Source organism: Actinoplanes sp. NPDC051470 (genome assembly GCF_040682035.1).
Taxonomy (GTDB): Bacteria; Actinomycetota; Actinomycetes; order Mycobacteriales; family Micromonosporaceae; genus Actinoplanes.
Genome location: NZ_JBFBAA010000024.1, coordinates 73,552 through 100,551, shown reverse-complemented (window position 1 = coordinate 100,551; position 27,000 = coordinate 73,552). Strand labels below are relative to the sequence as shown.

The 27,000-nt window shown below is 71.8% G+C and carries 22 protein-coding genes and 1 pseudogene; 16 read left to right on the top strand and 7 right to left on the bottom strand.

What is annotated here, in order from left to right; genetic code table 11:
• Positions 1–49: 49 nt before the first annotated feature.
• The gene (locus tag AB0M54_RS33645; protein ID WP_364475758.1) at positions 50–2,419 is read left to right on the top strand and encodes an excinuclease ABC subunit UvrA; all 2,370 of its coding nucleotides are present in this window, start codon (positions 50–52) and stop codon (positions 2,417–2,419) included.
• On the opposite strand, the gene AB0M54_RS33640 is transcribed toward AB0M54_RS33645, so the two are convergent.
• Both AB0M54_RS33640 and AB0M54_RS33635 read right to left on the bottom strand, forming a co-directional pair.
• Positions 2,400–3,575, bottom strand: a complete 1,176-nt coding sequence (locus AB0M54_RS33640; RefSeq protein ID WP_364475756.1) for a hypothetical protein — start codon at positions 3,573–3,575, stop codon at positions 2,400–2,402. The genes AB0M54_RS33645 and AB0M54_RS33640 overlap by 20 nt on opposite strands.
• Positions 3,572–4,090 carry a SigE family RNA polymerase sigma factor gene (locus AB0M54_RS33635; protein WP_364328899.1) on the bottom strand — a complete coding sequence of 173 codons (519 nt, stop codon included), beginning with the start codon at positions 4,088–4,090 and terminating at the stop codon, positions 3,572–3,574. Before AB0M54_RS33635 ends, AB0M54_RS33640 begins: the two co-directional genes overlap by 4 nt.
• A 62-nt stretch (positions 4,091–4,152) precedes the next feature.
• On the opposite strand from AB0M54_RS33635, the gene AB0M54_RS33630 reads away from it, so the two are divergent.
• The 4 genes from AB0M54_RS33630 (at position 4,153) to AB0M54_RS33615 (ending at position 8,549) form a co-directional block, all read left to right on the top strand.
• The gene (locus AB0M54_RS33630; protein WP_364475754.1) at positions 4,153–4,977 is read left to right on the top strand and encodes a type II CAAX endopeptidase family protein; all 825 of its coding nucleotides are present in this window, start codon (positions 4,153–4,155) and stop codon (positions 4,975–4,977) included.
• Positions 4,974–6,014 carry a hypothetical protein gene (locus AB0M54_RS33625; protein ID WP_364475752.1) on the top strand — a complete coding sequence of 347 codons (1,041 nt, stop codon included), beginning with the start codon at positions 4,974–4,976 and terminating at the stop codon, positions 6,012–6,014. Before AB0M54_RS33630 ends, AB0M54_RS33625 begins: the two co-directional genes overlap by 4 nt.
• Before the next feature lie 49 nt (positions 6,015–6,063).
• Positions 6,064–7,434 (top strand): FAD-binding protein, encoded by a 1,371-nt coding sequence (locus AB0M54_RS33620; protein WP_364475750.1) that lies wholly within the window; start codon positions 6,064–6,066, stop codon positions 7,432–7,434.
• Between the two features lie 83 nt (positions 7,435–7,517).
• Positions 7,518–8,549, top strand: coding sequence for a ThiF family adenylyltransferase (locus tag AB0M54_RS33615; protein ID WP_364328887.1), 1,032 nt, complete (start codon positions 7,518–7,520; stop codon positions 8,547–8,549).
• 13 nt (positions 8,550–8,562) lie between these two features.
• On the opposite strand, the gene AB0M54_RS33610 is transcribed toward AB0M54_RS33615, so the two are convergent.
• Positions 8,563–9,573: an acetamidase/formamidase family protein gene (locus AB0M54_RS33610; protein WP_364475748.1), complete on the bottom strand. Its 1,011-nt coding sequence runs from the start codon at positions 9,571–9,573 to the stop codon at positions 8,563–8,565.
• Positions 9,570–9,815: pseudogene (locus tag AB0M54_RS33605) on the bottom strand (amino acid permease); the annotation flags it as partial. The gene AB0M54_RS33610 and the pseudogene AB0M54_RS33605, both read right to left, overlap by 4 nt.
• Here AB0M54_RS33605 and AB0M54_RS33600 point away from each other — a divergent pair.
• The 9 genes from AB0M54_RS33600 to AB0M54_RS33560 all read left to right on the top strand — a co-directional run bounded on the left by AB0M54_RS33600 (position 9,725) and on the right by AB0M54_RS33560 (position 16,922).
• Entirely contained in the window at positions 9,725–10,153 is a 429-nt protein-coding gene (locus AB0M54_RS33600) for a MarR family winged helix-turn-helix transcriptional regulator (RefSeq protein WP_364475746.1), read from the top strand. The pseudogene AB0M54_RS33605 and the gene AB0M54_RS33600 overlap by 91 nt on opposite strands.
• A gap of 78 nt (positions 10,154–10,231) precedes the next feature.
• Positions 10,232–10,480 (top strand): hypothetical protein, encoded by a 249-nt coding sequence (locus AB0M54_RS33595; RefSeq protein WP_364328882.1) that lies wholly within the window; start codon positions 10,232–10,234, stop codon positions 10,478–10,480.
• 86 nt (positions 10,481–10,566) lie between these two features.
• Entirely contained in the window at positions 10,567–11,190 is a 624-nt protein-coding gene (locus AB0M54_RS33590; protein WP_364475744.1) for a hypothetical protein, read from the top strand.
• A gap of 130 nt (positions 11,191–11,320) precedes the next feature.
• Entirely contained in the window at positions 11,321–12,166 is an 846-nt protein-coding gene (locus AB0M54_RS33585) for a trypsin-like peptidase domain-containing protein (protein ID WP_364475742.1), read from the top strand.
• Positions 12,167–12,182: 16 nt separating this feature from the next.
• On the top strand, positions 12,183–13,163 hold the full coding sequence (locus AB0M54_RS33580) for an AAA family ATPase (protein ID WP_364328911.1): 981 nt from the start codon (positions 12,183–12,185) through the stop codon (positions 13,161–13,163).
• Positions 13,164–13,254: 91 nt separating this feature from the next.
• Positions 13,255–14,139 carry a DUF58 domain-containing protein gene (locus AB0M54_RS33575; RefSeq protein WP_364475740.1) on the top strand — a complete coding sequence of 295 codons (885 nt, stop codon included), beginning with the start codon at positions 13,255–13,257 and terminating at the stop codon, positions 14,137–14,139.
• Positions 14,136–15,089 carry a VWA domain-containing protein gene (locus AB0M54_RS33570; RefSeq protein WP_364475738.1) on the top strand — a complete coding sequence of 318 codons (954 nt, stop codon included), beginning with the start codon at positions 14,136–14,138 and terminating at the stop codon, positions 15,087–15,089. The genes AB0M54_RS33575 and AB0M54_RS33570 overlap by 4 nt, the downstream gene beginning before the upstream one ends.
• A complete protein-coding gene (locus AB0M54_RS33565) occupies positions 15,089–16,177 on the top strand; it encodes a VWA domain-containing protein (RefSeq protein WP_364475736.1) in 1,089 nt (362 codons plus the stop codon). The genes AB0M54_RS33570 and AB0M54_RS33565 overlap by 1 nt, the downstream gene beginning before the upstream one ends.
• Before the next feature lie 4 nt (positions 16,178–16,181).
• Positions 16,182–16,922 (top strand): hypothetical protein, encoded by a 741-nt coding sequence (locus tag AB0M54_RS33560; protein ID WP_364328865.1) that lies wholly within the window; start codon positions 16,182–16,184, stop codon positions 16,920–16,922.
• A gap of 1 nt (position 16,923) precedes the next feature.
• On the opposite strand, the gene AB0M54_RS33555 is transcribed toward AB0M54_RS33560, so the two are convergent.
• The 3 genes from AB0M54_RS33555 to AB0M54_RS33545 form a co-directional block, all read right to left on the bottom strand.
• Complete coding sequence (locus AB0M54_RS33555; protein ID WP_364475734.1) at positions 16,924–19,644, bottom strand: M36 family metallopeptidase; 2,721 nt, start codon at positions 19,642–19,644, stop codon at positions 16,924–16,926.
• Between the two features lie 63 nt (positions 19,645–19,707).
• Positions 19,708–20,868, bottom strand: coding sequence for a serine hydrolase domain-containing protein (locus AB0M54_RS33550; protein ID WP_364475732.1), 1,161 nt, complete (start codon positions 20,866–20,868; stop codon positions 19,708–19,710).
• A 110-nt stretch (positions 20,869–20,978) separates the two neighbouring features.
• Entirely contained in the window at positions 20,979–22,325 is a 1,347-nt protein-coding gene (locus AB0M54_RS33545; RefSeq protein WP_364475730.1) for a hypothetical protein, read from the bottom strand.
• A gap of 175 nt (positions 22,326–22,500) precedes the next feature.
• On the opposite strand from AB0M54_RS33545, the gene AB0M54_RS33540 reads away from it, so the two are divergent.
• Both AB0M54_RS33540 and AB0M54_RS33535 read left to right on the top strand, forming a co-directional pair.
• Entirely contained in the window at positions 22,501–23,130 is a 630-nt protein-coding gene (locus AB0M54_RS33540; protein WP_364328853.1) for a response regulator transcription factor, read from the top strand.
• A gap of 138 nt (positions 23,131–23,268) precedes the next feature.
• Positions 23,269–27,000, top strand: coding sequence for a VWA domain-containing protein (locus AB0M54_RS33535; RefSeq protein WP_364475728.1), 3,732 nt, complete (start codon positions 23,269–23,271; stop codon positions 26,998–27,000).

Genomic DNA, 27,000 nt, shown 5'->3' with positions numbered 1-27,000 from the left:
ATCAGGAATCGAGAAACACTCCCCGCCCAGCGCCTCTACCATTGCCGCCATGACCAGGGTGCATGCGGCCGACAGCCATGATCTGATCCGCGTTCACGGTGCGCGCGTGAACAACCTCCGAGACGTCAGCGTCGAGATCCCGAAGCGCCGGCTGACCGTCTTCACCGGCGTGTCCGGCTCGGGCAAGAGTTCCCTGGTGTTCGGCACGATCGCCGCCGACTCGCAGCGGCAGATCAACGAGACCTACAGCGCCTTCGTCCAGGGCTTCATGCCGACGCTGGCCCGGCCCGACGTGGACGTGCTCGACGGGCTGACCACCGCGATCCTCGTCGACCAGCAGCGGATGGGCTCCGACCCCCGCTCGACGGTCGGCACCGCCACCGACGCCAACGCGATGCTCCGCATCCTGTTCAGCCGGCTCGGTAAGCCGCACATCGGCTCGGCCCAGGCGTTCTCGTTCAACGTCGCGTCGATCTCCGGCGCCGGCGCGGTCACCATCAACAAGGGTGGCCAGCAGACCAAGGAGCGGCGCAGCTTCAGCATCACCGGCGGTATGTGCGCGCGCTGCGAGGGGCGCGGGTCGGTCAACGACTTCGACCTCACCGAGCTGTACGACGAGAGCAAGTCGCTGAACGAGGGCGCGCTGATCATCCCGGGCTACAGCATGGAGGGCTGGTTCGGCCGGATCTTCCGGGGCAGCGGCTTCTTCGACCCGGACAAGCCGATCAAGAAGTACACCAAGCGCGAGCTCAACGACCTGCTCTACAAGGAACCGACCAAGATCAAGGTGGAGGGCATCAACCTGACCTACACCGGCATCATCCCGGCCATCCAGAAGTCGATGCTGTCCAAGGACGTCGACGCGATGCAGCCGCACATCCGCGCCTTCGTCGAGCGGGTGATCACCTTCGACACCTGCCCGGAGTGCCACGGGACCCGGCTCAGTGAGCTGGCCCGGTCGTCGAAGATCAACGGGAAGAGCATCGCGGACTGTTGCGCCATGCAGATCAGCGACCTGGCCGGCTGGGTCCGCGGGGTGAAGGACAAGTCGGTCGCGCCGCTGCTGGCCAAGCTCCAGCACAGCCTCGACTCGTTCGTCGACATCGGTCTCGGCTACCTCAGCCTGGAACGGCCGGCCGGCACGCTCTCCGGCGGCGAGGCGCAGCGGGTGAAGATGATCCGCCACCTCGGCTCGTCGCTCACCGACGTCACGTACGTCTTCGACGAGCCCACCATCGGCCTGCACCCGCACGACATCCAGCGGATGAACGAGCTGCTGCTCCAGCTGCGGGACAAGGGCAACACCGTCCTGGTGGTGGAGCACAAGCCCGAGACCATCGCGATCGCCGACCGGGTGGTCGACCTCGGGCCGGGCGCGGGTACGGCGGGCGGCACGATCTGCTACGAGGGCACGCTGGCCGGCCTGCGCAAGAGCGACACGGTCACCGGCCGGCACCTGGACGACCGGGCCACGCTCAAGGACGAGGTACGCAAGCCCGACGGCGCCATGGAGATCCGTGGGGCGAACACCCACAACCTCCAGAACGTCGACGTGGATGTGCCGACCGGCGTGCTCGTCGTGGTCACCGGCGTGGCCGGATCGGGCAAGAGCTCGCTGATCCACCACACGCTGTCGAAACGGGACGGTGTCATCTCGGTCGACCAGGCCCCGATCCGCGGGTCGCGGCGGAGCAACCCGGCCACGTACACCGGCCTGCTGGAACCGATCCGCAAGGCCTTCGCCAAGGCCAACGGCGTGAAGCCGGCCCTGTTCAGCGCCAACTCCGAGGGCGCCTGCCCGGCCTGCAACGGCGCCGGCGTCATCTACACCGACCTGGCGATGATGGCCGGGGTGGCCACCACCTGCGAGGAGTGCGAGGGCAAGCGGTTCCAGGCCGAGGTGCTCGATTACACGTTCGGCGGCAAGGACATCAACGAGGTGCTGACCATGCCGGTCACCGAGGCGAAGGAGTTCTTCGCCGCCGGTGACGCGGCCACGCCCGCCGCGCACAAGATCCTCACCCACCTGGACGAGGTCGGGCTCGGCTATCTGCGCATCGGTCAGCCGCTGACCACCCTGTCCGGCGGCGAGCGTCAGCGCCTCAAGCTGGCCACCCACATGGGGGACAAGGGCGGGGTGTACGTGCTCGACGAGCCGACCACCGGCCTGCACCTGGCCGACGTGGCCAACCTGCTGGCCCTGCTCGACCGCCTGGTCGAGTCGGGCAAGTCGGTCATCGTCATCGAGCACCACCAGGCCGTGATGGCCCACGCCGACTGGATCATCGACCTGGGCCCGGGCGCCGGCCACGACGGCGGGCGGGTCGTCTTCGAGGGCACGCCCGCCGACCTGGTGGCTGACCGGTCGACCCTGACCGGTCAGCACCTGGCCGAGTACGTCAGCGGCAGGTCCAGGTGACCGGCTGGTTGTCGGGCTCGCCGGTCTCCGGGTTCTGGGTCTGGTAGTCGTTCAGGATCCCGACGATCAGACCGTTGTCGGCGATGTCCGAGGGCGCGGTGAAGTCGCCGGTCGGGTCGGTGAGCCCGACCGGACCGGTGTCCTTCACCAGCACGTCCTGGGACACCACCCAGCCGTGCCCGTTGATGCCGTTCGCCGGGAACGGCAGCCTCAGGTCCTCCAGGTGACCGGTCTTCCGGTTCCACCGGACGGCCGCGCCGGCCGGTGCGATGCGGGCGGTCACCCAGTCGCCGCGGGCGGTGAAGATCTCCACGTTCCGGCCGTCCGGGGCGGTCAGCTTCGTCGCGGCGCCGCTCAGGGTCCAGGTGTACGCGGTGACCTTGGTCCGGTCCAGCGACACCACCTGGCCGATCAGCGTGCCGTCGTCGGTGAACGCCCGGACCTCGGCCCCGGTCTCCAGCGGCAGCTTCGTCGCGGTGGTCGAGCCCGCCCGCCAGACCAGGACGCCGGTGTCGCCGGTGGCCACGACGTCGCCCGGGGCGTTGACGAAGGCGTACGAGAAATCCCAGCTCCCGGCCGGGTTCCGGAGCTTCTGGGGCTGCCCGTCGACCCACCGCCACACGGTGTCGTTCACGGTGTCACCGGCCAGGCCGACCACCACCCCGCCGGCGTTGACGCCGGTCAGCCGGATCGAGCGGTGCGGCGCCGGCAGGGTCTTGACCTTCCCGTCGGTCCACAGCACCGGCTGGGCGTCCTGGGACCGGTCGGCGGAGTCCGGATCCGACTTCGGGCCGGGCTTCCCGCTCACGTTGACGCCGATGATGTACCGCCCGGTCGGGTCCACCCCCCTCGCGCTCAGGTTCTTCATGGCCCGGGGGACGGGCAGCTTGGTCAGCGTGCAGTCGCCGGACGGCGGCGGGCCGGCCGTCGCCGACTGGTTCGGGGTCGGTGTCGCGTGCTGCGTACCCCTCGATCCGAAAACCACCGACGGGAGAGCGACCAGCGCACCCATCACCAGCACCGTCCCGGCCGCGACCTGGACGGTCCGGCGCCGGTCGGCCCGGCGTCCCGCGGCCAGCACGTTCCCCACGTCCAGCCGGGACGGTGGCACGTCCACCGTGCCCAGCCGATCCCGCAACTGCTGCTCCAGCGTCACGCCCGTCCTCCCGTCTCCAGCTGTTGCTTGTCGTTCAGGACCGAGCGCAGCGAGGCGAGGCCCCGCGAGCACTGGCTCTTCACGTTGCCCACCGAGCAGTCGAGGGCGGCCGCGGTGGCCTCGACCGACAGATCGTCGAAGTAGCGCAGCACGATCACCGCCCGCTGCCCCTTCGGCAGCGTCCGCAGCGCGGCCATCAGCTCGTCCCGCTCGCCGAGCTTGTGGTCGGCGGCGACCACGGTCACCGTCTCGGCCGGCAGGTCGCCGAGCCGGACCCGTGACCAGCGCAGCCGCCGGTCGTCGAGGTAGCGCCGCACCAGGATCCGGTGCGTGTACCCGTCGAGGTTGTCGGCGCGCGCCGCCTTCTTCCAGTTCACATAGAGCGCGGTCAGCGTGGCCTGCACGATGTCGTCGGCCCGGTGCCCGTCCCCGCACAGCAGATAGGCCGTGCGGTGCAGCCGCGCCAGCCGCCCCCGTACGAATTCCACATATTCGCTCTCCAGCTCAGGGCGCATCCCACTCCCTCCGGTGAACTCCGTCATCCTGTATGTCGGGGCCGCGATCGGGAAGGTTGCACATGCGATATCGGGACGTTGGAGTCTTCCTGGGGATCGCCTTCGGGCTGACCTGGTTGCTCTGGGTGGTCGAGCAGGTCACCGGCGTGCAGATCCTGTTCTTCGCCGCGATGATGTCGGTCGCGGTCGCGACCTTCGTCGCGGCGCGATGGGTGTGGCGGCCCTCCGACCTTCCGCGGGCCACGTCGTTGGTCCCGGTCCGTCCCCTTCCGCGTACGCTCCGCTGGTGCGCGCTCGCCGTCGGCCTCTTCCTGGTCATGGGCGCCCTGGCCCTCGCACTGAACCACGTCACCGGCGTCTACCCGGCCGACCTCGGCCACCTCGACTGGACCAGGGGACTCGGCCCGGCGCTCGTCCAGTTCGTCCTGATCCTGCCCCTGGCCTTCTGCGAGGAGTGGGGCTGGCGCGGCTACCTGCTCAACCGCCTCCGCGAGGGGCTGGGCACCTGGCCGGCCCTGATCGTCATCGGCGTCATCGGCGGACTCTGGCACCTGCCGTTCTACGTCCGGCCGTGGTTCGCGATGAGTCCCGACGCGCGCGCTTCGTTCGTACCCTTCGTGATCTTCGTGGTGCTCTTCGGTGTGGTGCTCGGCCTGCTGCGCCTGGCCTCCGGCTCGATCTGGCCGGCCGTGGTCGCGCACGCGGTCAACAACACGATCGTCTTCGGCTACCTCGACGTCCTGGTGAGCCCGGGCGTCGAGATCAACCCGTGGGTGGCCGCCCTGAGCGGCTGGCAGGGCTGGCTGATCCTGATCGCCGCGGCCGCCGTGCTGACCATGGCCGGGCCCTTGCGCATTCATCGACGAATGGCGATAAATAAGGGGTGATCCTTCATGGACTCCTCGCGCTTCTGCTCGCTGTTCCGGCGCCGCTCGCGCCGCCGACCGGGGCCGGCGGCTTCACCAGCCTCTTCGAGGCCCGGAACGACTGGACCTGGAGCGGCGGTGACCAGGTCACCAGCTTCAGGGCGGGCAACGGGCTGACCTACTGGTCGTTCGGCGACACCGTGATCGGTGAGGAAGACCCGGCGACCGGCGCCTACAAGCCGGGCTGGCGGATGATCTCGAACACGATCCTGGTCGACCGGAACGGCTCGTTCGGCGCGACCACCTGGGAGGCCGCCGTGCCGGACGCGGCCGACGGCGACCGGTACTGGACGCAGGGCATGTTCCAGGTCGGCGGCTCGCTCTACGTGCTCTGCCAGCGGGTCCGCAACACCAGCGACTTCTTCCAGCTGCGCGGCGTCGAGCTGGCCAAGTTCGCGTTCAACGCCGACGGCTCGCTGGCCTTCCAGGGCATGCGGAACACGCCGTCGACCGGCCTGATCGACGGCGACTCGGCGGCCACCGCCCAGTACGGCGCGGACGGGATCGTGACCGGGGGCTACGTGTACGTCTTCGGGTACGCGAACGCGCCCGGTGACCCGTACGCCCCGCATCGCAGTTATCTGGCCCGGGTGCCCACCGGCTCGGTCGAGACGCCGGGCGCCTGGCGGTTCCGGGACGCGTCCGGCGCCTGGGTGACCGACCGGGCCCAGGCGGCGCCGATCCTGTCCGCGCAGATCTCCAGCGTCCGCCTGATCAACGGCCGGTGGGTGCTCACCTACAAGCCCTGGAACGGCTGGGGCGACACGGTCTTCGTCGAGTCCCGGCCGACACCCTGGGCTGCCCCCACCGGCACGACCACGATCAGCTCGCCGGCCGGGTCCAACTATCAGACGTACGCGCCGCAGCTCCACCCCGAATACCCGCTGAGCTCGGGGAAACTGCTGGTCAGCATCGCCTGGAACGGTAAGACGCTGAACGACATCGCGGGCGACGCCGACCTCTACAAGCCGCGCTTCTACGAGGTCACCGTGCCCTGAGTCGGATTCCGGACTTGAACGCGGCGCCCGGGCCCGCGTCTGTCCGGGCGTGCAGATCAACGACCTGAGAAGTCAGCTCACCGGCCCGGTCTTCGTGCCCGGCGATCCCGGCTACGACGAGGAACGCGCCACGTTCAACCTGAACACCCCGCTCACCCCGGCCGTCGTGGCCGCCGCCGCGTCGCCGGGCGACGTCCAGCTCGCGGTGCGCTTCGCGGCGGCGAACGGCCTGGCCGTGGCGGTCCGGGGCGGCGGGCATCTCCAGCCGCGCGCCGGCGAGGGCCAGCTGCTGCTGACGCTCGACCGGATGACGTCGGTCCACGTCGACGCGGAACGGGCCGTTGCCCGCGTCACCGGCTCGCCGCGCTGGCAGGAGGTGCTCGCCGCGGCCGGCCCGCACGGCCTCGCCCCGATGAACGGCTCGTCGCCGACCGTCGGCGTGGTCGGCTACCTGCTCGGTGGCGGCGTGAGCCCGGTGCTCTCCCGGCCCCACGGGTACGCGTCCGACCAGATCACCTCGATCGACGTGGTCACCGCGGACGGGCGGCTCCGCACCGCGACGCCCACCGACGAGACCGACCTGTTCTTCGCGCTGCGCGGCTCGCGTGGCAACCTCGGTGTGGTCACCGCGGTCGAGTTCCGGCTGCTGCCGGTCCGCACGGTCTACGCCGGCGGTCTGTGGTTCGCCGGCGAGCGGGTGGCCGAGGTGCTGCCGGCCTGGCGGGACTTCGCGGCGACGCTGCCGGACGCCGCGACCACCTCGGTCGCCGTCCAGCGGCTGCCCGACCTGCCGGACCTGCCGGAGCCGTTGCGCGGCGCGTTCGTGGTCCACGTCCGCTACTCCTATGTGGGGCCGGCCGGGGAGGGCGAGCGGCTGCTGGCCCCGATGCGGGCGCTCGGCGCCACCGTCCTCGACACGGTCGCCGAGGTTCCGTACACCGGCTCGGCCATGATCCACCACGACCCGCCGCTGCCGCTGCCGTACTTCGACCGCAGCCTGGGCCTGCGCGAGCTGCCCGACGCCGCGCTGGCGGTGCTGACCGGGATCGCCGGCCCCCGCTCGGACTGCCCGCTCACCAGCATCGAGATCCGAGCCTTGGGCGGCGCCCTCGACCGGGCGCCCGAGACCCCGGACGCGGTGCCCTCCCGCGGCCTGGCGTTCCAGCTCTTCGCGCTCGGGATCGCCGGACCGGCCGCGGCCGCCCCGATGCACGGTCACCTGGCCGGCGTGATCACCGGGATGACCCCGTGGGCCCACCCCCGCCGGATGGTCAACTTCGTCTCGCCCGAGGAGGCGCTCACCCCGGGGGAGCTGCGCGACGTCTACGGCCCCGAGCTGTACGACCGCATCGTCGCGGTCAAGGAGAAGCACGACCCGGACAACCTGTTCCGGATCAACCACAACATCGTCCGGAATTAGCGCCTGTCGCTCGTCGGACAGTCGTCCGTCGTGAAGGGCTCTAGCCTCTTCCCCCGTGTGACCGGCACGGGGGAGGAGCACGGATGACCTGGCGGCCGATCCGCTACGAGGGGCGGCGACCGGACCTGCCCGGCGACGTCCACGACACGCTGCTCGATCAACTTCGTGAGCTGATCGCGATCCGCCACCCGGGCGAGCGGCTCACCGAGGCCGAGTCGGACCGCCGGGTCGCCGAGCACCTCGACGGCCGGAACCCGGCGCGGTACGGCACGTGGGTGTACTACCCGTGGAGCCGGCGTCTGGTGCATCTGCTGCCGCGGGACGAGTTCCGCGAGGTGCGGGCCGACCGCAACCGCGGCAAGATCACGCCCGATGAGCAGCGGCGGCTGGCCGGCGCCCGGATCGGCGTGGTCGGCCTGTCGGTGGGCAACATGGCCGCGGTCACGCTGGCGCTCGAGGGCGTGGGCGGCTCGTTCCGGCTGGCCGACCATGATCGGCTGAGCCTGTCCAACCTGAACCGCCTGCGCGGCGGGGTCGCCGACCTGGGTGTCGAGAAGACCGTGCTGGCCGCCCGGGAACTGGCCGGGATCGACCCGTGGCTCGAGCTCGACCTGCACCGGGACGGGCTCCGGGCGGGCCGGGTCGACGAGTTCCTGTCGGGGCTCGACCTGGTCGTCGAGGAGTGTGACGACCTGGCCGCGAAGGTGCTCGTCCGGGAACGGGCCCGGGCCCTGGGCATTCCGGTGATCATGGAGACCAACGACCGCGGCCTGCTCGACGTGGAACGCTTCGACCTCGAACCGGACCGCCCGATCCTGCACGGCCTGATCGGCGCGACCCGGGCCGAGGATCTGGCCGGCCTGACCGCCCAGGAGAAGGTGCCGTTCATCCTGTCCATCGTGGACGAGAAGCGGATCAGCGCCCGGATGGCCGCTTCGCTGACCGAGGTCGGCGTGACCCTCAGCGGCTGGCCGCAGCTGGCCTCCGGGGTGGCGCTGGGCGCGGCGCTCGTCACCGACACGGCCCGGCGCATCCTGCTGGGCGAGCACACCGAGTCGGGCCGCTACTACGTCGACCTCGCTTCCCTCGTGGCCGACGGCCGGGGCGCGCCCTGAGAAGAGCGCCGCCCTACCGGGCCAGGTAGCCGGCCGCGGTGGCGCGGAGGCGGCCGTGCACGCCCTCGTAGGCGAGCGCCGGGCCCAGGTAGCGCTTGTCCACCCGGGCCAGCATCGTGTAGTTCGGGTCGCAGACGTTGCCGACCGGCGCCTGGCCGGCCTGGCTGATCAGCTGGTAGGCGTCCAGCTGGTCCAGGCCGAGCAGACCGGCCGACCAGGTGACCAGGTCGTGCTGGCTCATCCGGTAGGCGTCCTCCAGCGGCCGCGCCGACCCGACCGACATCAGCGCGGCGTCCGTCTCGAGCCGGGGCGTCGGCGTGCCGGCCCCCTTGACCAGGTCGAGGATGACGACCGTGTGCATGGCCGCCTCCACGCCCGTGCCGCACACCTCGCCGTCGCCCTGGCGGCAGTGGCCGTCGCCGAGGGCGAAGAGGGCGCCGGGCACGTTCACCCCGAAGTACGCGGTGGCCCCGGCCCGAAGCTCCGGCGTGTCCATGTTGCCGCCGTGCACGTCCGGCACGATCGTCATCCGGCTCTCGAAGGCGCCGGGCGCGACTCCGGCCGTACCGTGCATGGGGTCGAGGGGGAGATCGACGCTGAAGTCGCCCCGCCGGGCCTGATAACGCACCGTGCCCGCGCTGACGTCGACGTCGTAACGCCAGACCAGCTCGTCGAGCGGTGGGTGCAGCGTGGCCGTCGTGTGCGTGCCGGTCAGGGCCCCGAAGTGCGGGAAGGTCGACGACACGGCCCAGTCGCGGGCCGGCGTGATCGACACGAAGTGCACGGCGAGGGTGTCGCCGGGCTCCGCGCCCTCGACGAAGAACGGGCCGGTGACCGGGTTCAGGTAGGGGAACTCGCACACCCGCGACGGCAGATCGTCGACCGTCCGGACCCGGCCGCCGAAGCAGTCCTCGGTGTACAGCTCGAGGATCGTGCCCGGCCGGACGCGCCGCACCGGTTCCCGGCCGCCGAAGGTGTAGGCCAGGTCGGCGGGATCGGGGCGGTAGCTGACGACGTCGGTCATTCGACCTCCTGGGCCGCGAGTCCGGACAGCGCCGGTCGGCGCCCGGTCAGGTAGAACACGATCAGCACGATGACACCGACGCCCAGCCACGCGAATCCGAGGACCTGCGCGGCCACCTTGGCGTTGATCACCACGTACAGCAGGATCAAGAATGCGATCACGGGTACGACGAGATGCTTCAGCCAGTCCCGGCTGCCCCGCCGCACCACGTAGTGCACCACCACCGCCACGTGCAGGGCCAGGAGGTGGTCCAGCGCCGGGCATCCTGCGTGCCCTCTCCGACGGCCACGGCCACTCGATGACCGATCTGGCCGAGGCCGTCCTGATGGCTCATCCGACCCTGACCAAGGCCGTTGACCGCCTCGTCGACGACGCCGTGGTCTATCGTCGCCAGGACACCACCGATCGCCGCCGGGTCGCCGTCTACCTCTCCGACCTGGGCCGCGACCTGGTCGCCCGGCTCGACCGCCGCGCGGCCGGCCATCACGCCGAGGTGGCCGCCGCGTTCGGGGCCGAGCGGACCGACAACCTGATGCGTGAGCTCGAGGCGCTGGCCGCTGCTTGTAAGAACCGGGACTAATTTTCCCATTTCTCCACATAAGCCACAAATGGGGCATACGTTGAGTTCACCGAACCGGTAACTCACGAGGGGAACCTGATGAAGAGCCTCAAGTCCGTCCTGGCCATCGCCGGCGTCACCACCGCCGCCGTCTTCGCCTTCGCGTCGCCCGCGATGGCCGGTGGTGACGACGACAACATCTACCAGGGCAGCGACGACAGCTACGGCTTCCTGACCGGCAACAACATCGCCGTCCCGATCACCAACCAGCTCAACGTGCTGTGCGGCGTCGGCCTCGGTGTCTTCGGCTACGGCGAGGGCAACGGCGGCTGCAGCAACAAGTCCTGATCAACGCCTCCGCGTGACTGCGGCCCCGCTCTCCAGCAGAAGGAGCGGGGCCGCATTCGATCATGGTTGTGCCCGATACTGCGTGCATGACCGATTCGCCGACCAAATGGCACGGCCGGCCCTGGTGGCAGTTCGTCGGCGTGCTGGTCGCCGCGGCCGCCCTCCTGGTGGCGGTGCTCCAACTGCTGTCCACGCCGGACGACAAACCGCCCTCCGCCGCCGCTCCTCAGCCGGTGCCCACCACCCCCGCGCCGGCCACCCCGGCTCCCGCGGCGACGTCCGTTCCGGCCGTCAGCGCGCCGGCCGCGGCCGAGGGTTCGGTCCGCTGGCAGAACTCGATCTCCTTCCGCGAGGAGTTCGCCACCCAGACCGACCTGGACCAGGCGCCACCGCGCACGACCACGGTCGACGAGGAGGGCGACATCGCGGCCGGCGGCCTCAACGGGATCGAGACGGCCAAGGGGCCGGTCTCCGACTACGACCAGAGCGGCCGGATCGCCGAGTGGACCGGGGACCGCCGGCCCGACTTCGCCGACTGCAAGGAGCGGGCGCTGGCCGGTGGCGGGAAAGAGGTCAAGGACGTCCGCAAGGGCACCGTGCTGTGTGTGCTGACCGACAAGGGCAACATCGCGCGCCTCACCATCACCCAGGTGATCAAGTTCGACGGCTACGAGGCCGACACGGTGGTGTGGAACGCGAACGCTGGGTGACCGGGCGATGGTGGAAGCGTCAACTTTTCTGGGTAAAGGCTGACAACCTGGCAGAAGCCGGACCGCCTCCGGGTCAACTTTGAGGAAACGCTCCTACAGTCGTTGGTATGCGGGCTTCGACGGGCGCGTCGTGATCACCGACCTGGGTGTCGTCGGTGAAGATCCGGCGGCGCCCGCGTCCCCGCCCGAGCCGCGTCCCCGGCGTTCCGGGCTCCGGCGCCGGATCCTGATCGGCGCCGTCGTGGTGTGGGCCGTGGCCATCACCGCCGTGGTCCTGTTCCGTGGCGGTGGCGACGATCCTCAGGCCGTACCACCCGCTCCCGCTCCTTCGCCCTCGGCCTCGGACGCGCCGCTCGGCGTGGCCGACGTCTACCAGACCCTGCTGCCCTCGGTGGTGCGCATCGAGGCGAGCGGCGAGGGCCGGGCCAACGACGAGTCGGCGATCGGCACCGGCGTGATCGTCAACGCCGACGGCACCATCCTCACCGCGCGACACGTGGTGGCCGGCGCCGACGCGATCACCGTGCGGTACGCCGACGGCGGCAGCTCCGCCGCGGCCATCGCGAGCGAGGACCCCAAGCAGGACATCGCCACCCTGCGGCCCCAGAAGCTGCCCGAGACCGTGGTGCCGGCCGCGCTCGGCGGCGGCGTCCAGGTCGGCGACGACGTGGTGGCGATCGGCAACCCGCTCGGCCTGACCGCCAGCACCACCGACGGCGTGGTGTCCGGGCTCGACCGGGCGGCCAAGGGCGAAGCCGGCGCCATGACCGGGCTCATCCAGTTCGACGCGGCGGTCAACCCGGGCAGCTCCGGCGGGCCGCTGATCAACGACCAGGCCCAGGTCGTCGGGATCGTCGTGTCGCTGGCCAACCCGACCGACGCCGGCACCTTCATCGGCATCGGGTTCGCCGTGCCGATCGGCGCGGCGCTCGGCGGGGGCGACGGGAACGGAGACGGCCGTGGACCACCTCTATAGCAAGAAGGACGTGCGGATGACACCGAACGAGGCGGCCGGTCCCGTCGAGAAGGTCCTCTACGAGGTCAAGAAGACCATCGTGGGGCAAGATGTGCTGCTCGAGCGGCTGCTCGTCGCGCTGCTGTCCCGCGGCCACATCCTGGTCGAGGGGGTGCCCGGCCTGGCCAAGACGCTGGCCGTGAAGTCGCTGGCCGCCGCGATCGGCGGCGACTTCCACCGGGTGCAGTTCACCCCCGACCTGGTGCCCGCCGACATCCTCGGCACCCGGGTCTACCACCAGCCGACCGGCGAGTTCCAGGTGTCGCTCGGCCCGGTCTTCACCAACCTGCTGCTCGCCGACGAGATCAACCGCGCGCCGGCCAAGGTGCAGAGCGCGCTGCTCGAGGTGATGCAGGAGCGGCAGGTCACCATCGGCCGCGAGACCCACAAGGTGCCCAACCCGTTCCTGGTCATGGCCACCGAGAACCCGATCGAGTCGGAGGGCACCTATCCGCTGCCCGAGGCGCAGGTCGACCGCTTCATGATGAAGGTGCTGGTCGGCTACCCGAGCGTGACCGAGGAGTTCGTCGTGGTCGAGCGCTCGCTGGCGCCGGCCGCGGTGATCCAGCGGATCATCGACCCGGAGACCCTGGCCGGGCTCCAGCTTCAGGCCGATCAGGTGTACGTCGACCCGTCGCTGATCGAGTACGCGGTGAACCTCGCCCACGCCAGCCGCGAACCCGCCCGGGTCGGCCTCACCGACCTGGGCCGCTACATCGAGTACGGCGCCAGCCCGCGCTCGTCGATCAACCTGGTGCTGGCCGGCCGGGCCCTGGCCTTCCTCCGCGGCCGCGAGTACGTGGTGCCCGACGACCTCTCCGACCTGGCCCTCGACGTCATGCGCCACCGCCTGGTCCTGTCCTACGAGGCGCTCTCGGACGACGTGACGCCCGACGACATCCTGTCCAAGATCCTGGCCGGCACACCCGTGCCGGAGCCCGCGGGCCGGGGCCGCTGACCATGGCTGAGTTGCTTCTGTCATGCCCTTCTGGCCCTCGCCTGCGGCGCCGTCCGCAGCCGCCGGGCTCTGCCGCTCGGTGCAGGCGGTCATGACGTCAGCCCCCGACCGGTTGCTGAGGCGGCTCGAGTGGAAACTCGGGCGGCGCCTCGACGGGCGTCTCCAGGGCGCCTACCGGACGGTGTGGCACGGCACCGGGATCGACTTCACCGACCTGCGCCTCTACGCCCTCGAGGACGACGTCCGGCACATCGACTGGAACGTGACCGCGCGCCTCGACGAACCGTTCGTCCGGCAGTACACCGAGGACCGCGAGCTGACCGCGTGGCTGGTCGTCGACCGGTCGGCGTCGATGCGGGCCGGCGGCGCCAAGGGCAAGGAGCCGGTGGCCACGGACCTGGCCGTGAGCCTGGCCCGGCTGGTCGCCCAGGGCGGCAACCGGGTCGGCGCGGTGCTCTTCGACAACCACTCGCACCAGGTCATCCCGCCCCGCACCGGCCGGAACCAGATCCTCCGGATCGCGGGCGAGCTCCTCCGTACCCCCGCGAAGTCGGATTTCGGGAAGACCACCGACCTGGGCGCCATGTTGCGGCTGGCCGCCGCCACCGCCTCCCGCCGCAGCCTGGTCTTCGTGCTGTCCGACTTCCTGGCCGAGCCGGGCTGGGAACGGCCGATGACCATGCTGACGCACAAGCACGAGGTGGTCGTGGTGCGGCTGGTCGACCCGGCCGAGCTCGACCTGCCCGACCTCGGCGTGATCCTGGTCGAAGACGCCGAGACCGGCGAGCAGCTGATGGTCGACACGAGCGACCCGCTGCTGCGCGCCCGGCTGACCGCGCAGGTGGACGCGCGCGAGGGCGAGCTGGGCGACGCGATGCGCCGGGCCGGCGTCGACCCACACCGGATCACCACCGATCAGGATCTGCTGACCGCGCTGGTCGGCATGGTGCGGCATTCCGGGCGGAGGCGGCGATGACGGTCGTCCACCCGCTGCTGCTCGCCGTCGCGGTGGTCGTCACGGTGGCCGCGGTGGCCGGCTACGTCGCCCTCCAACGTCGGCGGGCGGCCGCGCTGGCCGCGGCCGGGTTCGGGTCGCTCGCCGGGGGCCGGCTGCGGCGCCATCTTCCGTACGCCCTGCTGCTGGCCGCCCTGCCGGTGCTGCTCGTCGGCCTGGCCCGCCCCGAGGCCGAGCTCAGCGTGCCGCGGGTGGCCGGCACCGTGATGCTCGCCTTCGACGCCTCGAACAGCATGAAGGCCGACGACGTGACACCGACCCGGCTCGCGGCCGCGCAGCAGGCGGCGGCCCGGTTCGTCGAGGACCAACCGGACACCGTGGACATCGGCGTGCTCGCCTTCGGCGACCAGGCCCTGGTCACCCAGGCGCCGACCGACGACCACACCGCCGCCATCGCCGCCATCAACCGGGTCAGCACCGGCGGCGGCACCTCGCTCGGCCAGGCCATCCTGGTCGCGCTGGGCACCATCACCGGCCGGCCGATCTCGGCCGACGCCACCGCCGGATCGCTCGGCTACTGGCCCTCGGCGACGATCGTGATGTTCTCCGACGGGCAGCAGACCGGCGGACCCGACGTCGAGGCGGCGGCCGAGCTGGCCGCGGCGGCCGGGGTGCGGGTGCAGACCGTCGGCATCGGCACCGACCGGGGCACCACCGTCGAGGTGGACGGCTACCAGCTCGGTACCGCGCTGGACGAGTCGGTGCTGACCGCGGTCGCCCAGACCACCGGCGGCGCGTACCACCGGGCCGGCGACCCGGCCGCGCTGGCCGGCGCGGCCGACTCCATCGACCTGCGCCTCACCACCAAGAAGGAGCCGGTCGAGCTGACCGCCTGGGCCGCGGCGGGGGCCCTGCTCCTGCTGATGGCCGGGGCCCTGCTCGGGCTCCGCTGGCACGGGAGGATCGTCTGATGTCCTTCGTCTGGCCGCCGGCCCTCCTGGCGGTGCTGGCCGTGCCGCTGCTGTTCCTGGCCCGCTGGTGGTTCAACCGGCGCCGCAAGCGCACCGCGATCACCGTCTCCAGCGTCGCGCTGATCCGCGCCGCCCTGCCCGGCCGCAGCTCCTGGAAACGACGCATCCCGGTCGCGCTGTTCGTGGCCGGCCTGGTCGCGCTGTCCGGGGCCGTGGCCCGCCCCGAGGCCACCATCGCGGTGCCGTCCAACGACACCTCGATCCTGCTCGCCATCGACGTCTCGTCGTCGATGTGCAGCTCCGACGTGCAGCCCAACCGGCTGACCGCGGCCAGCAAGGCGGCACACGACTTCGTCGAGAACTCCGACCGCAACACCCGGATCGGGCTGGTCACCTTCTCGGGCATCTCCGGGCTGATGGTGCCGCCGACCACCGACAAGGGCAAGCTGCTCGAAGCCATCGACACCCTCAAGACGGCCCGGGGTACGGCCATCGGCCAGGCCATCCTCACCTCGATCGACGCCATTGCCGAGTCGAACCCCCAGGTCGCGCGGACCGGTGTCGACCTCGGCGAGCCCGACCCGAACCAGGACCCGGCGGCGTTCCAGCCGGACACCATCGTGGTGCTCACCGACGGCTCCAACACCACCGGGGTCGACCCGGTCACCGCGGCCGAGCAGGCGGCCGCCCGCCGGCTGCGGGTGTTCACGATCGGCTTCGGCACCACCGAGCCGGCCCCGATGGTCTGCACCGCCGACCAGATCGGACCCGGCCCGCAGTTCGGCCGCCCCGGCAGCGCCTTCGGCGGCGGCGGCTTCCGCGGCGGCCGGCGGGCCCTCGACATCGACGAGGACGCGCTGACCAAGGTGGCCGACCTGACCGGCGGGCGCTACTTCCGGGCTCAGGACGCGGGCCAGCTCACCGACGTGCTCGGCGACCTGCCGCAGGAGATCGGCCTGCACAAGCAGAAGACCGAGCTCACCGTGTTCTTCGTCCTGGCCGCCGTCCTGCTGGCCTTCACCGGCGTCGGCCTGTCCCTGTGGTGGAACCGCGCGCCGGCCCGGCCTCGCCCGGCCCCGCTACCGTGACCGTGTGGTCACCGCGGCGACGCTGATTTTCTGTCTGGGCGCCCTCCTGTCGGCCGGCGCCGGCATCTTCCTGCTGATCAACCTGGGTGACCGCCGGGAGGCGCGCACCTTGAGCCGGGTGCGCCCGACGGCCATCGGCGAGCTGGCCGGCCCCGGCCGGGTGGCGGTCGAGGGCGTCACCGAGCACGGCCCGGCCGGCCCGGTCGTCGGCCCGCTCTCCGGCGAGGAGTGCGTCTGGTATCGGGTCCGGCTCGAGCGCGAGCCCAGCCGGGCCGACGACAGCGGCCACGACCTGCTGCTCGACACCATGTCGCCGGGCCGGCCCGCGCTGGCCGACGGGACCGGGCGGCTGCCGGTCGACCCGCGGCTGGTGTATCGGCCGGACCGCGCCGAGGCGGCTCCGACGATCGAGACGACGGTGGCCCACCGGCGGTCGGCCGCGGTGACGTTGCCTCCGGTCGTACCCCGGGAAGTGATCGACGGTCTGGGCCGGAACGAGGTCCTGCGCCTCACCGAGATCCGCCTCCCGCGAGGCCGCGAGGTCTTCGCCCTGGGCCGGCTGACCCCGGACGGCCTCGCGCCGAACCGCATCGGCCTGAGCGTCTTCACCACCACCCGCCACGCCGACGTGCTCGCCGCCCGGCGCGAGGACGTCGCGCTGGGCGGCAAGCTGGTCATCGGCGCCGCCGCGATCGGCCTGCTTCTGGCCGCCGGCTCGACGTCGCTGCTCTACGCGCTGGGGTGAGTCAGGGCGCGGTGAACGCCTCGAACTCGGCCAGGGTGATGGTGCCGCGCTGGGCGCTGGTGGTGGAGCAGTCGGTGGCGGCGCGCGGGTCGTTGTCCTGTTCGCCGGCGTAGAACGGCGTGCCGGTGCATTGGCTGGTCAGGGTGCGCAAGCGCAGGTGGGTGGCCGGGGTCGGGGGAATGGCGAAGGACTTCAGGGTGAGCTGGGGCGCCTTCGGGCGGAACCGCGCGGCGGGGAAGGCGTCGTCGGGGCTCCGGTAGATCGGCTGGAAGCCGTTGTCGGTCGCGCAGTCGGCGCCCGTTGTCGCGTCGCAGGCCAGGATCTCGAACGATCGCACCGCGGTGAACGTCGCGCCGACCGCGCTGAGCTGGAGGCGTGCGATCAGGTGGGACTCCGTCCCGGGCAGGTCGACGGTCGCGATCCGGCCGGCGGCGCCCCCGGTCGCGGTCCAGACGGTTCGCTCGTTGTCGTCGGTGAGCAGCTGGGGCTGGCTGCCGTGGGGCGACGTGACCGTGGCGCCGGCGGCGGTCGAGGCCAGGTTCGGGCCCAGCGCCGGGTCGAGGGTGACGTCGCCGCCGACCGTGCTCGTGAAGCGGGCGTGCCCCAGGCCCGGGCCCGCGGCCAGGAAGCGGTACTCGCCGGGAACCATGCTGACCGTGTCGGGCAGGGCGGTGGCCGGGTCGGTGTCGGCGACCGGCACCGCGCCGTACTCGTAGTCGCCGACGTAGAGCTTGGCCGGGCGGTCGGTCGCGGGGCGGAACGTCACCCGCGCGTTGCCGCCCAGCGGGGACCGGAAGCTCGGGGCCGGGTCGACGTCGTTCGGGCCGCTGACCGCGTCGGCGCCGAGGCCGCGCGAGGCGAACACCGTCCAGAGCAGATCCTCGTCGGCGCCGCCGAAGCGGAGCCGGTCGGCGGCGATCAGGTTGTCCCGCATGTCCACCATGCTTGGGTCGCCGTTGGCCTGGAGCAGGAACGAGTCGAGCACCAGCTGGATCCAGCGGCGGTTGCCGGGGCACTCCTCGACCGGGGTGGTCCCGGCCGCGCAGCTCTCCTGCGACGCGCGGTCGCCGGCGCCGTACCGGTCGATCATGGCCTGGCGGATGGCGGCGTTGGTGGCGCTCCAGATCTCGCCGACCGGGTGCGGGTTGGTGCTGGGGTCGTAGCCGATCTGGGAGAAGTTCAGCGGGCTGTCGCTCATGTCGTAGTTGCGGACCCCGCTGACCGGCTCGTCGCTCAGGTAGCCGCCGATCACGAACGGGGAGTTGCCGGGCGGGGTGAGGCCGTGCTCGTACAGGAACTCCATCGCGATCAGGTCGGACCAGCTCTCGCCCATCGCGTTGCCCTGGCTGGAGTTGAGGCGGGTGTCCGGGCCGGCGATCATGCGGTTCGAGATCGTGTGCGCGTACTCGTGGGCGATGAACGTCATGTCGAAGGCCGAGTCCACGCACGGCGCGTAGATGGCGCCCGCGGTCGGCTGGAAGAGGAAGAGGTTGGTGACCGGCTGCACGCCGTCCGGCGGGGAGGTCTGGTTGGCGTTGTTGCGGGTGGTCGCCGTGGCCGCGCCCTGCTGGGCGTTGCCGCGTTCGGGGTCGCCGCCCAGGCCGCCGGGCCGGGTGTTGACCCGCTGCAGGTTCCAGGTGGCCTCGGTGAAGCCCAGGTGGTAGGCCCAGTCGTGCAGGCGGTTGTGCATCGCGAACAGGTTGGCGGTGGCCGCGTCGGCGTCGATCCGCTCGGGGGAGGTCAGGGCGGCCGGGTCACACCGGGACTCCGCCCACTGGTTGGTGAACGGGTAGTCGTACTCGCGGTCGGCGCGTTCCGGCGCGTACGTCTCGGGGGTGCCGTTGCCCCAGGCCCGTACGGTCTCCGCGCTGTTGCCCCGGGAGGTCAGGGTGGGCTGCCCGGTCGCCGGGTCGGCGTCCCAGTGCGAGCCGGTCGCCGGGTCCTGGACGACCCGGTCGCAGCCCGCCGCGGCGACCGTGCACCAGAGTTCGGACCGGGCCGGTGAGCCGGCCGGGAACACCTTCCAGTGCGGATCGTCGTCGGCGAAGTCGACCAGGTTCTCGCGCACCAGCACGCGGCCGTCGATCGCGTCCACATACGTGGTGTACGCCAGCGGCCGCTCGTCATCGGCGGAGATGATCACCGTCTGGTAGGCGGCCCGGGCCGCCGCGCCCGGCATCGGCATGGCCACCAGCCGGACCCGGTGGCTCGCGAGCCGATCGCGCGGGATGCCGGCGTCGGCCAGCGCGGCCGTCAGGGCCTGGTCGGCGGTCAGCCGGGCGGGCGCCGGCGCCTCGGCCCGCGGGCTCAGCGAGGACGTCACCCGGAGCACGTCACCGTCGCGCACCGCGACCGCGGCGAGCCCCTCGTGCGCCGCCGGCAACGACCCGAAGCGCTGCCGGAGCAGGACCACCGTGCCGCCGCCGATCGGGGACCGGGCGATCGTGTCGAGCTCGCCGACGCCGCCGAACAGCGCCGCGTTCCCGGTCAGGTACTGCCGGGCCGCCTGGTCGGGGTCCTTGGACAGCCCGGTCGCCAGCGGACCGTCCGGGCGGAACAGGGCCACCGGCGCGCGTTTCCCGGCGGCCGGCGGCCGGTTGTCGACATACGCGTAGGCGTCGCCGGTCACCCCGGCCGGCGCCGCGACGACGGCCGGCGCACCGCCGAGAACCATCGTCGCGGCCAGCAGCCCCGCTCCGTACACCCGAGTTCGTCTGCGCATGGACCCTCCACCCTCCGCGAAACTTGAAGGTGCAAATATACATGCATCTATGGAAATGATCGATCAGTGGCAGAGGACCTCGTCGATCAGGCCGAACGAGCGGGCGTCCACGGCGCCGGAGTCGGCCAGGCCGGTGGTGCGGTAGAGGACGACGACCTTGTGGCCGTCGGGGGTGACGCCGTTGACCATGCTGGTGCCCGGCACGTCGCCGGGGTGCCCCCAGTAGCCGCCGCAGTCGGTGGGGACGTGGAAGATGCCCAGGCCGTACCGCAAGCCGGGCATCTCGTTCTGGAACGTCTCGGCCAGCACGGTGTGATGCATGGCCGTCATCTCCCGCGGCCGCAGCAGGTCGCCGCGCTGGAGCGCCTGCCAGAACCGGGCGATGTCGGCCGTGGTGCTGACCATCCCGCCGGCCGGACCGGCGGCGGTGGTGTTGAGCCGGGTCGTGTCGACCAGCGGTCCTCGCGGCGCGAACTGGTGGTAGGTGTGGGCCGACGGTCGCGGGATGCCCGGGTCGTCGCCGGGGTAGGACGTGTCACGCAGCCCGAGCGGGCGCAGGACGCGGGCGGCGACCTGGTCGTCCCAGGACCTCCCGGTGACCCGCTCGATGATCATCCGGGCCAGGACGTAGTTGGTGTTCGAGTACGACCAGTGGGCGCCCGGCTCGAACAACGGCTCGTGCCGGGTGGCGATCGAGACCAGCTCGCGCGGCTCGTAGTGCTGGAAGCGGCCGGCCCGGAACCCCTCGGCCGACGCGAGCTGGGGCAGGTCGTCGGTGTAGTTGTAGATGCCGCTGGTGTGCTGGAGGAGCTGGCGCACGGTCACGCCGCGGCCCTCGTTGCCGCTCCCGCGCAGCACGCCGGGCAGCAGCCGGTCGACCTGGTCGTCGAGCGCGAGCTTGCCCTCGCCGACCAGCTGGAGCACGACCACGGCGACGAAGGTCTTGGTGTCGCTGCCGATCCGGAAGCGCCCGTCGTCCATCATGGCCTTCCGGGTACGCACGTCAGCCACGCCCCCGCTGACGACCACATCCCGGCGCCCGTCGCGGACCTGAGCCTGAACGCCCGTCACGCCCAGCGCCCGCAGATCGCCCACCGCGTCGCGCAGCTCGGCCCGATCGCGATCGTCAGTGCCGGCCCAGGCGGCGGCCGGCGCGGCCACGGCCAGACCCGTCGCCACGGTGGCGGCGACGCCCCGGACCATCCAGCGCTTGTTCTCGAACATGAGAATCCCCTCGTGCTCCGACGGTTCAGTCTTCAAACCGTACGAAGACGAGGGGTCTCGAAGAATCCGGTCAGCATCCCGGCCGGTGGTGGTGCTGGCCCCACCCCGGCTCAGTTCGGCGTGGTCGCCGCCGCGGCCGTGCCACCACCGGAGCGGACCTTGTTGGTGCCCGTCGCGAACATCAGCGTCCGGCACTGACCGGCGGTCGCGCCGACGATCGGCGTGCCCGGCTTCTGGCAGACCGTCCGCAGCGTGAGGTTCTTCTCGGCCGGCACCTCGAACGGGGTGACGAAGTGGTAGTCGAGGTCGCGGAAGTTGGCCAGCGACAAGGTCAGGATGGCGCGGCCGTTGACCAGGACGTCGACCCGGCCCTCGTCGCCCTGCGGGTTCTGCAGCACCAGGTCGGTGAGGACCAGCGTGGTGCGCTTGCCGACGGTGTGCGAGTCGGTCCGGGCGGTGTTGCTCGCGGCCTGGGTGGTCTGCAGGTTGATCGTGGTCGGCGCGAGCCGGGTGGTGACCGCCTCACCGTCGCCCGGCTTCTTCACGGCGCCGCCGTTGGCGCCGCCGTTCGCCACCACCTGCTCGGTGGTGTCGGCCTTGGTCTTGGCGTCGTCCGCCTTCTTGCCGGCGCTGTCGGCCTTGGCCGCGACCTCCTTCAGCGGCTGGGCCACGGCCTCCTCGGCCGCCGACTTCACGGCCGGGCGCAGCAGCAGGAACCAGGCGCCGGCGGCCAGCACGGCCAGGGCGAGCAGCCCGAACGCCAGCATGCGCGCGCCCCGCGGGATCAGGGCGGTCTGCACCGCGCCGGCATCGAGCATGATCGGCGGGTCGGCCGGGAGCGGCGGCTCGGTCAGCGCGCTCGCCGCCACCTCGACCTGGAACGGGTGGGTGACCGGCTCGCCCTGCCAGAGCCGGCGCCGGTGCCGGGCGACCACCTTGACGAACTCGGTCGAGCCGGGCTGGATGGTGATCCGCTCGGGCCGGGACCGCAGCTTCAGCTGGTCGTCCGGGTCGATCCCGGTGATCGTGGCCAGGATCGGCACGTTGCCCCGGTTGTCGACGGCGACCTCGTGCTTGCCGTTGCGCCGGGCGCTCGACGTACGCGGGGTGATCTCGGCCGAGGTCTCGGTGAACCCGCCGACGGTGATGAAGCCCTCGGGCGCGACCGAGTCGCCGGGACGCTCGGCCGGCAGCACCCGCACCGCGAACGGGATCTCCCCGGGGCGGACCCGGAACGAGCGAGGTGGCTGAAATCTGACAGTCACGTTCTGCTCGGTGCCCGGGTAGACGCTCAGCTCCGGAGGGTCGAGGACCGTCCACTGTGCGACCTCGCCGACCACTTCGAAGCGGTACGCCTCCACCACATCGGAGTTGTTGCGCACCGTCAACGCGCAGGTCAGCTCGTTGCCTGGCAGAATTTCGAGCGGAGTCTGCTCCAGCACCGCGTACGTGGTCATGCGCCAGACCGTAGAGGGTTTCCGGGCGGAGGGGACCGGACGCTCGGCTACCCCATCGGGCAGAACGTGAGGGCCGTTGAGTCCACGTTGAGTGGACGATGAATCACGAAGCCCAAAATCGGCTCTGTTGTTCTACCCAGGCGTTCCGGGCTTCAAACCAGCGGGGAGCAGATAAGTGGTCACCACCAGAATTCCGGTCTACCTCTACGCCGACGACCCGATCTCGCACGCCGGCATCGCCGGTCAGCTGCGGCCCCGGCCCGAGGTCAGGGTCGTCGCCGCCGATGAGCTCGCCGAGGCCGAGGTGGCCATTGTGGTCACCGACGCGGTCACCGACGAGACCGTGCGGATGTTGCGCAGCCTTCGCGCCGAGGGACTGCAGAACCTGGTGGTGGTCTCCACCCAGCTCAACGACGCCGACCTGCTCGCCGTGGTGGAGATCGGCGTGGCCGGGCTGGTCCGCCGGTCCGAGGCTACCGCAGACCGGCTGGTCGCGGTCGTGACGAGCGCCGCCTCCGGCGACGGCGCGGTGCCGCCCGACCTCCTGGGCCGGCTGCTCACCCAGGTGAGCCGGGTGCAGCGACAGGTGCTGGCGCCGCGCGGGCTGACCTTCACCGGGCTGGCCGAGCGCGAGATCCTGGTGCTGCGCCTGGTCGCCGACGGCTTCGACACCGCCGAGATCGCCGGCAAGCTCTCCTACTCGCAGCGGACGGTCAAGAACGTGCTGCACGACATCACCAGCCGCCTGCATCTGCGCAACCGGGCCCACGCGGTGGCCTACGCCCTGCGACACGGCCTCATCTAAGAGGCAAGAACAAGACCTTAACGTCACGGCCGAGCGAAACGAGGTCGTGACGTTGCCCGGTGGGGCATCCGCAGATGCCCTAAGGGCTGTCCGGTCCGCTGATGTGACAACGGGACGAGTAGGCCACGGTTGAGCACTATGGACGCTCGGGCGCAAATCGGGGGCGCGACGACGGCTGCCCGGACGCCGAGGGCACGGCGTCGCGTCGCCCTGCTGACGGTGCCGTTGCTGGCCCTGGCCACCGCGGTGGTCTGGGTGGCGGGCCGGCCCGCACAGGCCGCGCCCGGCGACCCGGTGCCGTACCGCGTGGGTTATGCCAGCGCCGACGTGCCGGTGCTCGCCGCGGCGGTGCCCGGCGGGCCGACCGGCGGCGACGCGCTGCCCCGGCCCGACACGACCACGCCGGCCCAGGACCCGGGCTCGCGCCTGGGCGGGCTGGTCTTCATCACCCGGCGCGACGGGCACCGCGACGGCGACCTGCGCTACCGCGCCCCCGGCGCGGTCCAGTCGGTGTCCCTGCTGGCCGACGACTTCGACGACCGCGACCCGCAGCTCTCCCCGGACGGGCTGACCGTCGCGTTCGAGTCCGACCGGGGCGGCCAGCCCGACATCTGGACGATCGGCGTCAACGGCCAGGGTCTGACCCGGATCACCGACCACCCGGCCGACGACACCACGCCGAGCTGGTCGCCCAACGGTGACCGGATCGCCTTCGGCAGCGTCCGGGACGACCCGGCCGGCGACATCTACACCGTGCGCCGGGCCGACAAGGTGATCACCCGGATCGCCGCCGACAAGGCCGCCGACTCCCAGCCCGCCTGGTCGCCGCTGGGCGTCATCGCGTTCACCACGTCGCGCTTCTCGACCGCCGAGCAGCCGGGCGCGGTGGTCGCCACCATCCCCGACGGCAGCACCCAGGTGACCCGGATCGTCACCGGCGAGGAAGCCGCCTGGTCCCCGGACGGTCAGCGGCTGGCCTTCACCTCCCGCACCTCCGACCCGTCCGGCGACATCGCGGTGCTGAACGTGCTCACCGGCGGCCTGGCCCAGGTGGCCCGCAACCCCGGCCGGGCCGAGACCCACCCGACCTGGAACGGCGCCACCGTCGTCTACTCGGACGTCGCCGTGGCCGAGGACGGCAGCGCGGACATCTGGTCGTCCGACGCCGCCGGGCTCGACCGCGAGGACCACACCCAGCGCGCGGGCGCCGACGAGACCGCGCCGGCCTACTCCAAGGACGGCTTCCGGCTGGCCTACTCCGAGAAGCGGCCGCAGCCCGACCAGGAGTCGCCGGGCAGCTCGCGGATCGTGCTGGCCGACGCCGAGGGCGGCAACCCGCAGCCGCTGACCAGCTTCGCCGACAACCAGGTCGACGACGACCCGGTCTGGTCGCCGGACGGCACGCTGGTCGCGTTCGGCCGGACCCGGCCCGACGAGAGCAGGTCGGTGGTCGTGGTCCGGGTCGCCGACGGCGTCGTGGTCGGCACCATCCCGGTGCCGTGGCGGCTGCGCGCGGCCGACACCAAGCCGGCCTGGTCGCCCGACGGCACCCGGATCGCCTTCGTCCGGCGGCAGGTGCGGAAGCCGCCCCACATGGTCATCCCGGGCCCGACCGACCGGCGGCTCAACCCCGGTGGCTCGTACACGATCGACCAGCTCGTGAAGACCCCGGCGATCCTGCCGACGCCCGACATCGTGCTGCTCGTGGACACCACCGGCAGCATGGGCGCGGCGATCGAGAACGTGAAGGCCAACCTCAGGACGGTCGTCGACCAGGTACGGGAGGCTCAGCCCAAGGCGCAGTTCGCGGTGGCCAGCTTCCGTGACCAGGCGAACCAGGCGACTCTCTTCAAGATGCACCAGCGACTCACGTCGGACGCGGACGCCGTTCAGGCCGGGGTGAACCAGCTCGCCATCGACCCGAAGGACCCCGGCGGCGACGACACCGAGGACTGGGGCTTCGCGCTGGACAAGCTGAACAACGTCTCGACCACCGGCTGGCGGAGCGACAGCAACCGGATCATCGTGCTGATCAGCGACGCGCCCACCCACAACCCGAGCAACAAGACCGAGCTGGTGACCACGGTCACCAAGCTGAAGCAGAGCGCCACCCGGGTGGTCGGCGTCGACCTGGGCGGCCTCGACCTGGCCGCGCCGTTCCCGGGCTGCCAGGGCCTCTGCTCCAAGCAGGGCACCTACGTCACCAAGGAGACCGCCGGCCAGCTGATCAAGACGGTCAACGACGACGACGTGTCCAAGGCGATCCTCACCGGCCTGCGCAACCTCGTCATCCAGGTCACGCCGACGATCGGCCAGTGCGACACCGGGCTGCGGGTCTCGTTCGACCCGGCCGCGCCGACCCGGGTCCGCAGCGGCGCCGACGTGCACTACAAGCAGACCGTCACGATCACCGACGACCACGACCCGGGCACCGTGCTGCACTGTGCCGTCTCGTACCCGATCGACCCGAACCCGGACGGCGACCAGGAGGTGTACCAGGCGCCGGTCACGGTCACCGTCAACGACCCGGAGCTGCCCCTGGTCACCGTCGACGACGTGACGGTCCTGGCCCGGGACGAGTACGGCGCGCCGGTCGACTACCCGTCGGGCGCGGTGGCCGCCGACGGCACCTCGCTGACCCCGACCTGCACGCCGCCGCCCGATGAGACCGAACCCTTCCCGGTCGGGCAGACCACGGTGACCTGCACGGCCGAGGACGCGGACGGCAACGTCGGGCAGGACACCGCGCTGATCGCGGTGATCGACCCCAACGCCGACAACAAGAACCGCGTCTACATGTCGTCGCTGGCGGCCGCCCTGGACGGCCCGGTCACCTTCCTCGACGAGATCGACATCAGCCTCAACGCCGCGGCCGGCTGCCCGGCCGCGGTGAACGACGACGCGCCGGCGTTCTCGCCGGACGGCAACTCGGTGGCCTTCACCGCCGACGGCAAGGTCTGCGTGACCGACCCGGCCGGGCTGCTGCCCCGGCAGTTCACCAGCTCGGACGGGCCCCGGGCGGAAGACCCGGCCTTCTCGCCGGACGGGGCCGTGCTGGCGTACACGTCGATCGTGACCTCCGGGGAACAGGCCCGCCGCACCCTGCGCACCCTCCCGGCGGCCGGCGGCAACCCCAGCGTGCTCATCGACACTCCGGGCGAAGCCTTCGACGTCGCGTTCCGGCCGCTGGCCGCGGGTCTGACCCTGTCGCTGACCGCGACGCCGCCGAAGGTGACGCAGGGCGACGACCCGATCCGGCTGACCCTGGTCGCGACCAATACGACCTCGGCGCCGGCCGGCCGGGTCTGGCTGTCCGTGCTGGTGCCGACGAAACAGCCCGAGGTGCGGTCGATCGGTGACCTCGCGCCGGGCGCCTCGGCCACGGTCGACCTCGACGTGGACACCGCGACGCCGCTCGCCGGCGTGGTGCAGGCCATGGTCACCGGCCAGTTCCCGGGCGGCCTGCCCAGCTTCGCGGTGGCGACGACGACCATCGAGATCGGGCCCAAGGGTGTCGTCGAGCCGGAGGATCCGGTCAAGCCGAAGACGTTCACGCCGACCCTGACCGCCGAACCCGGCATCGGCACGCCCGGCTTCGTCACGATCGCGGTCGGCCGCGGCTTCAAGCCGGGCACCACGGTGACCCTGACCTGGAAGCCCGGGATCAAGGCGCCACAGCGGGTGAAGGTCGGCCGGGACGGGCGGTTCCGGGCCCAGGTGCTGATCTTCCACCGCGACCAGCTGGGCCCGCGCAAGCTCGTCGTCGAGGGAACCGGCATGGACCTGACCGACCCGGAGGCCGAGATCGCGGCGGAGTTCCTGGTGGTTCCCGGCGGGCAGGACCCGGCGGACTGGGCAGTGCGGAGGTGA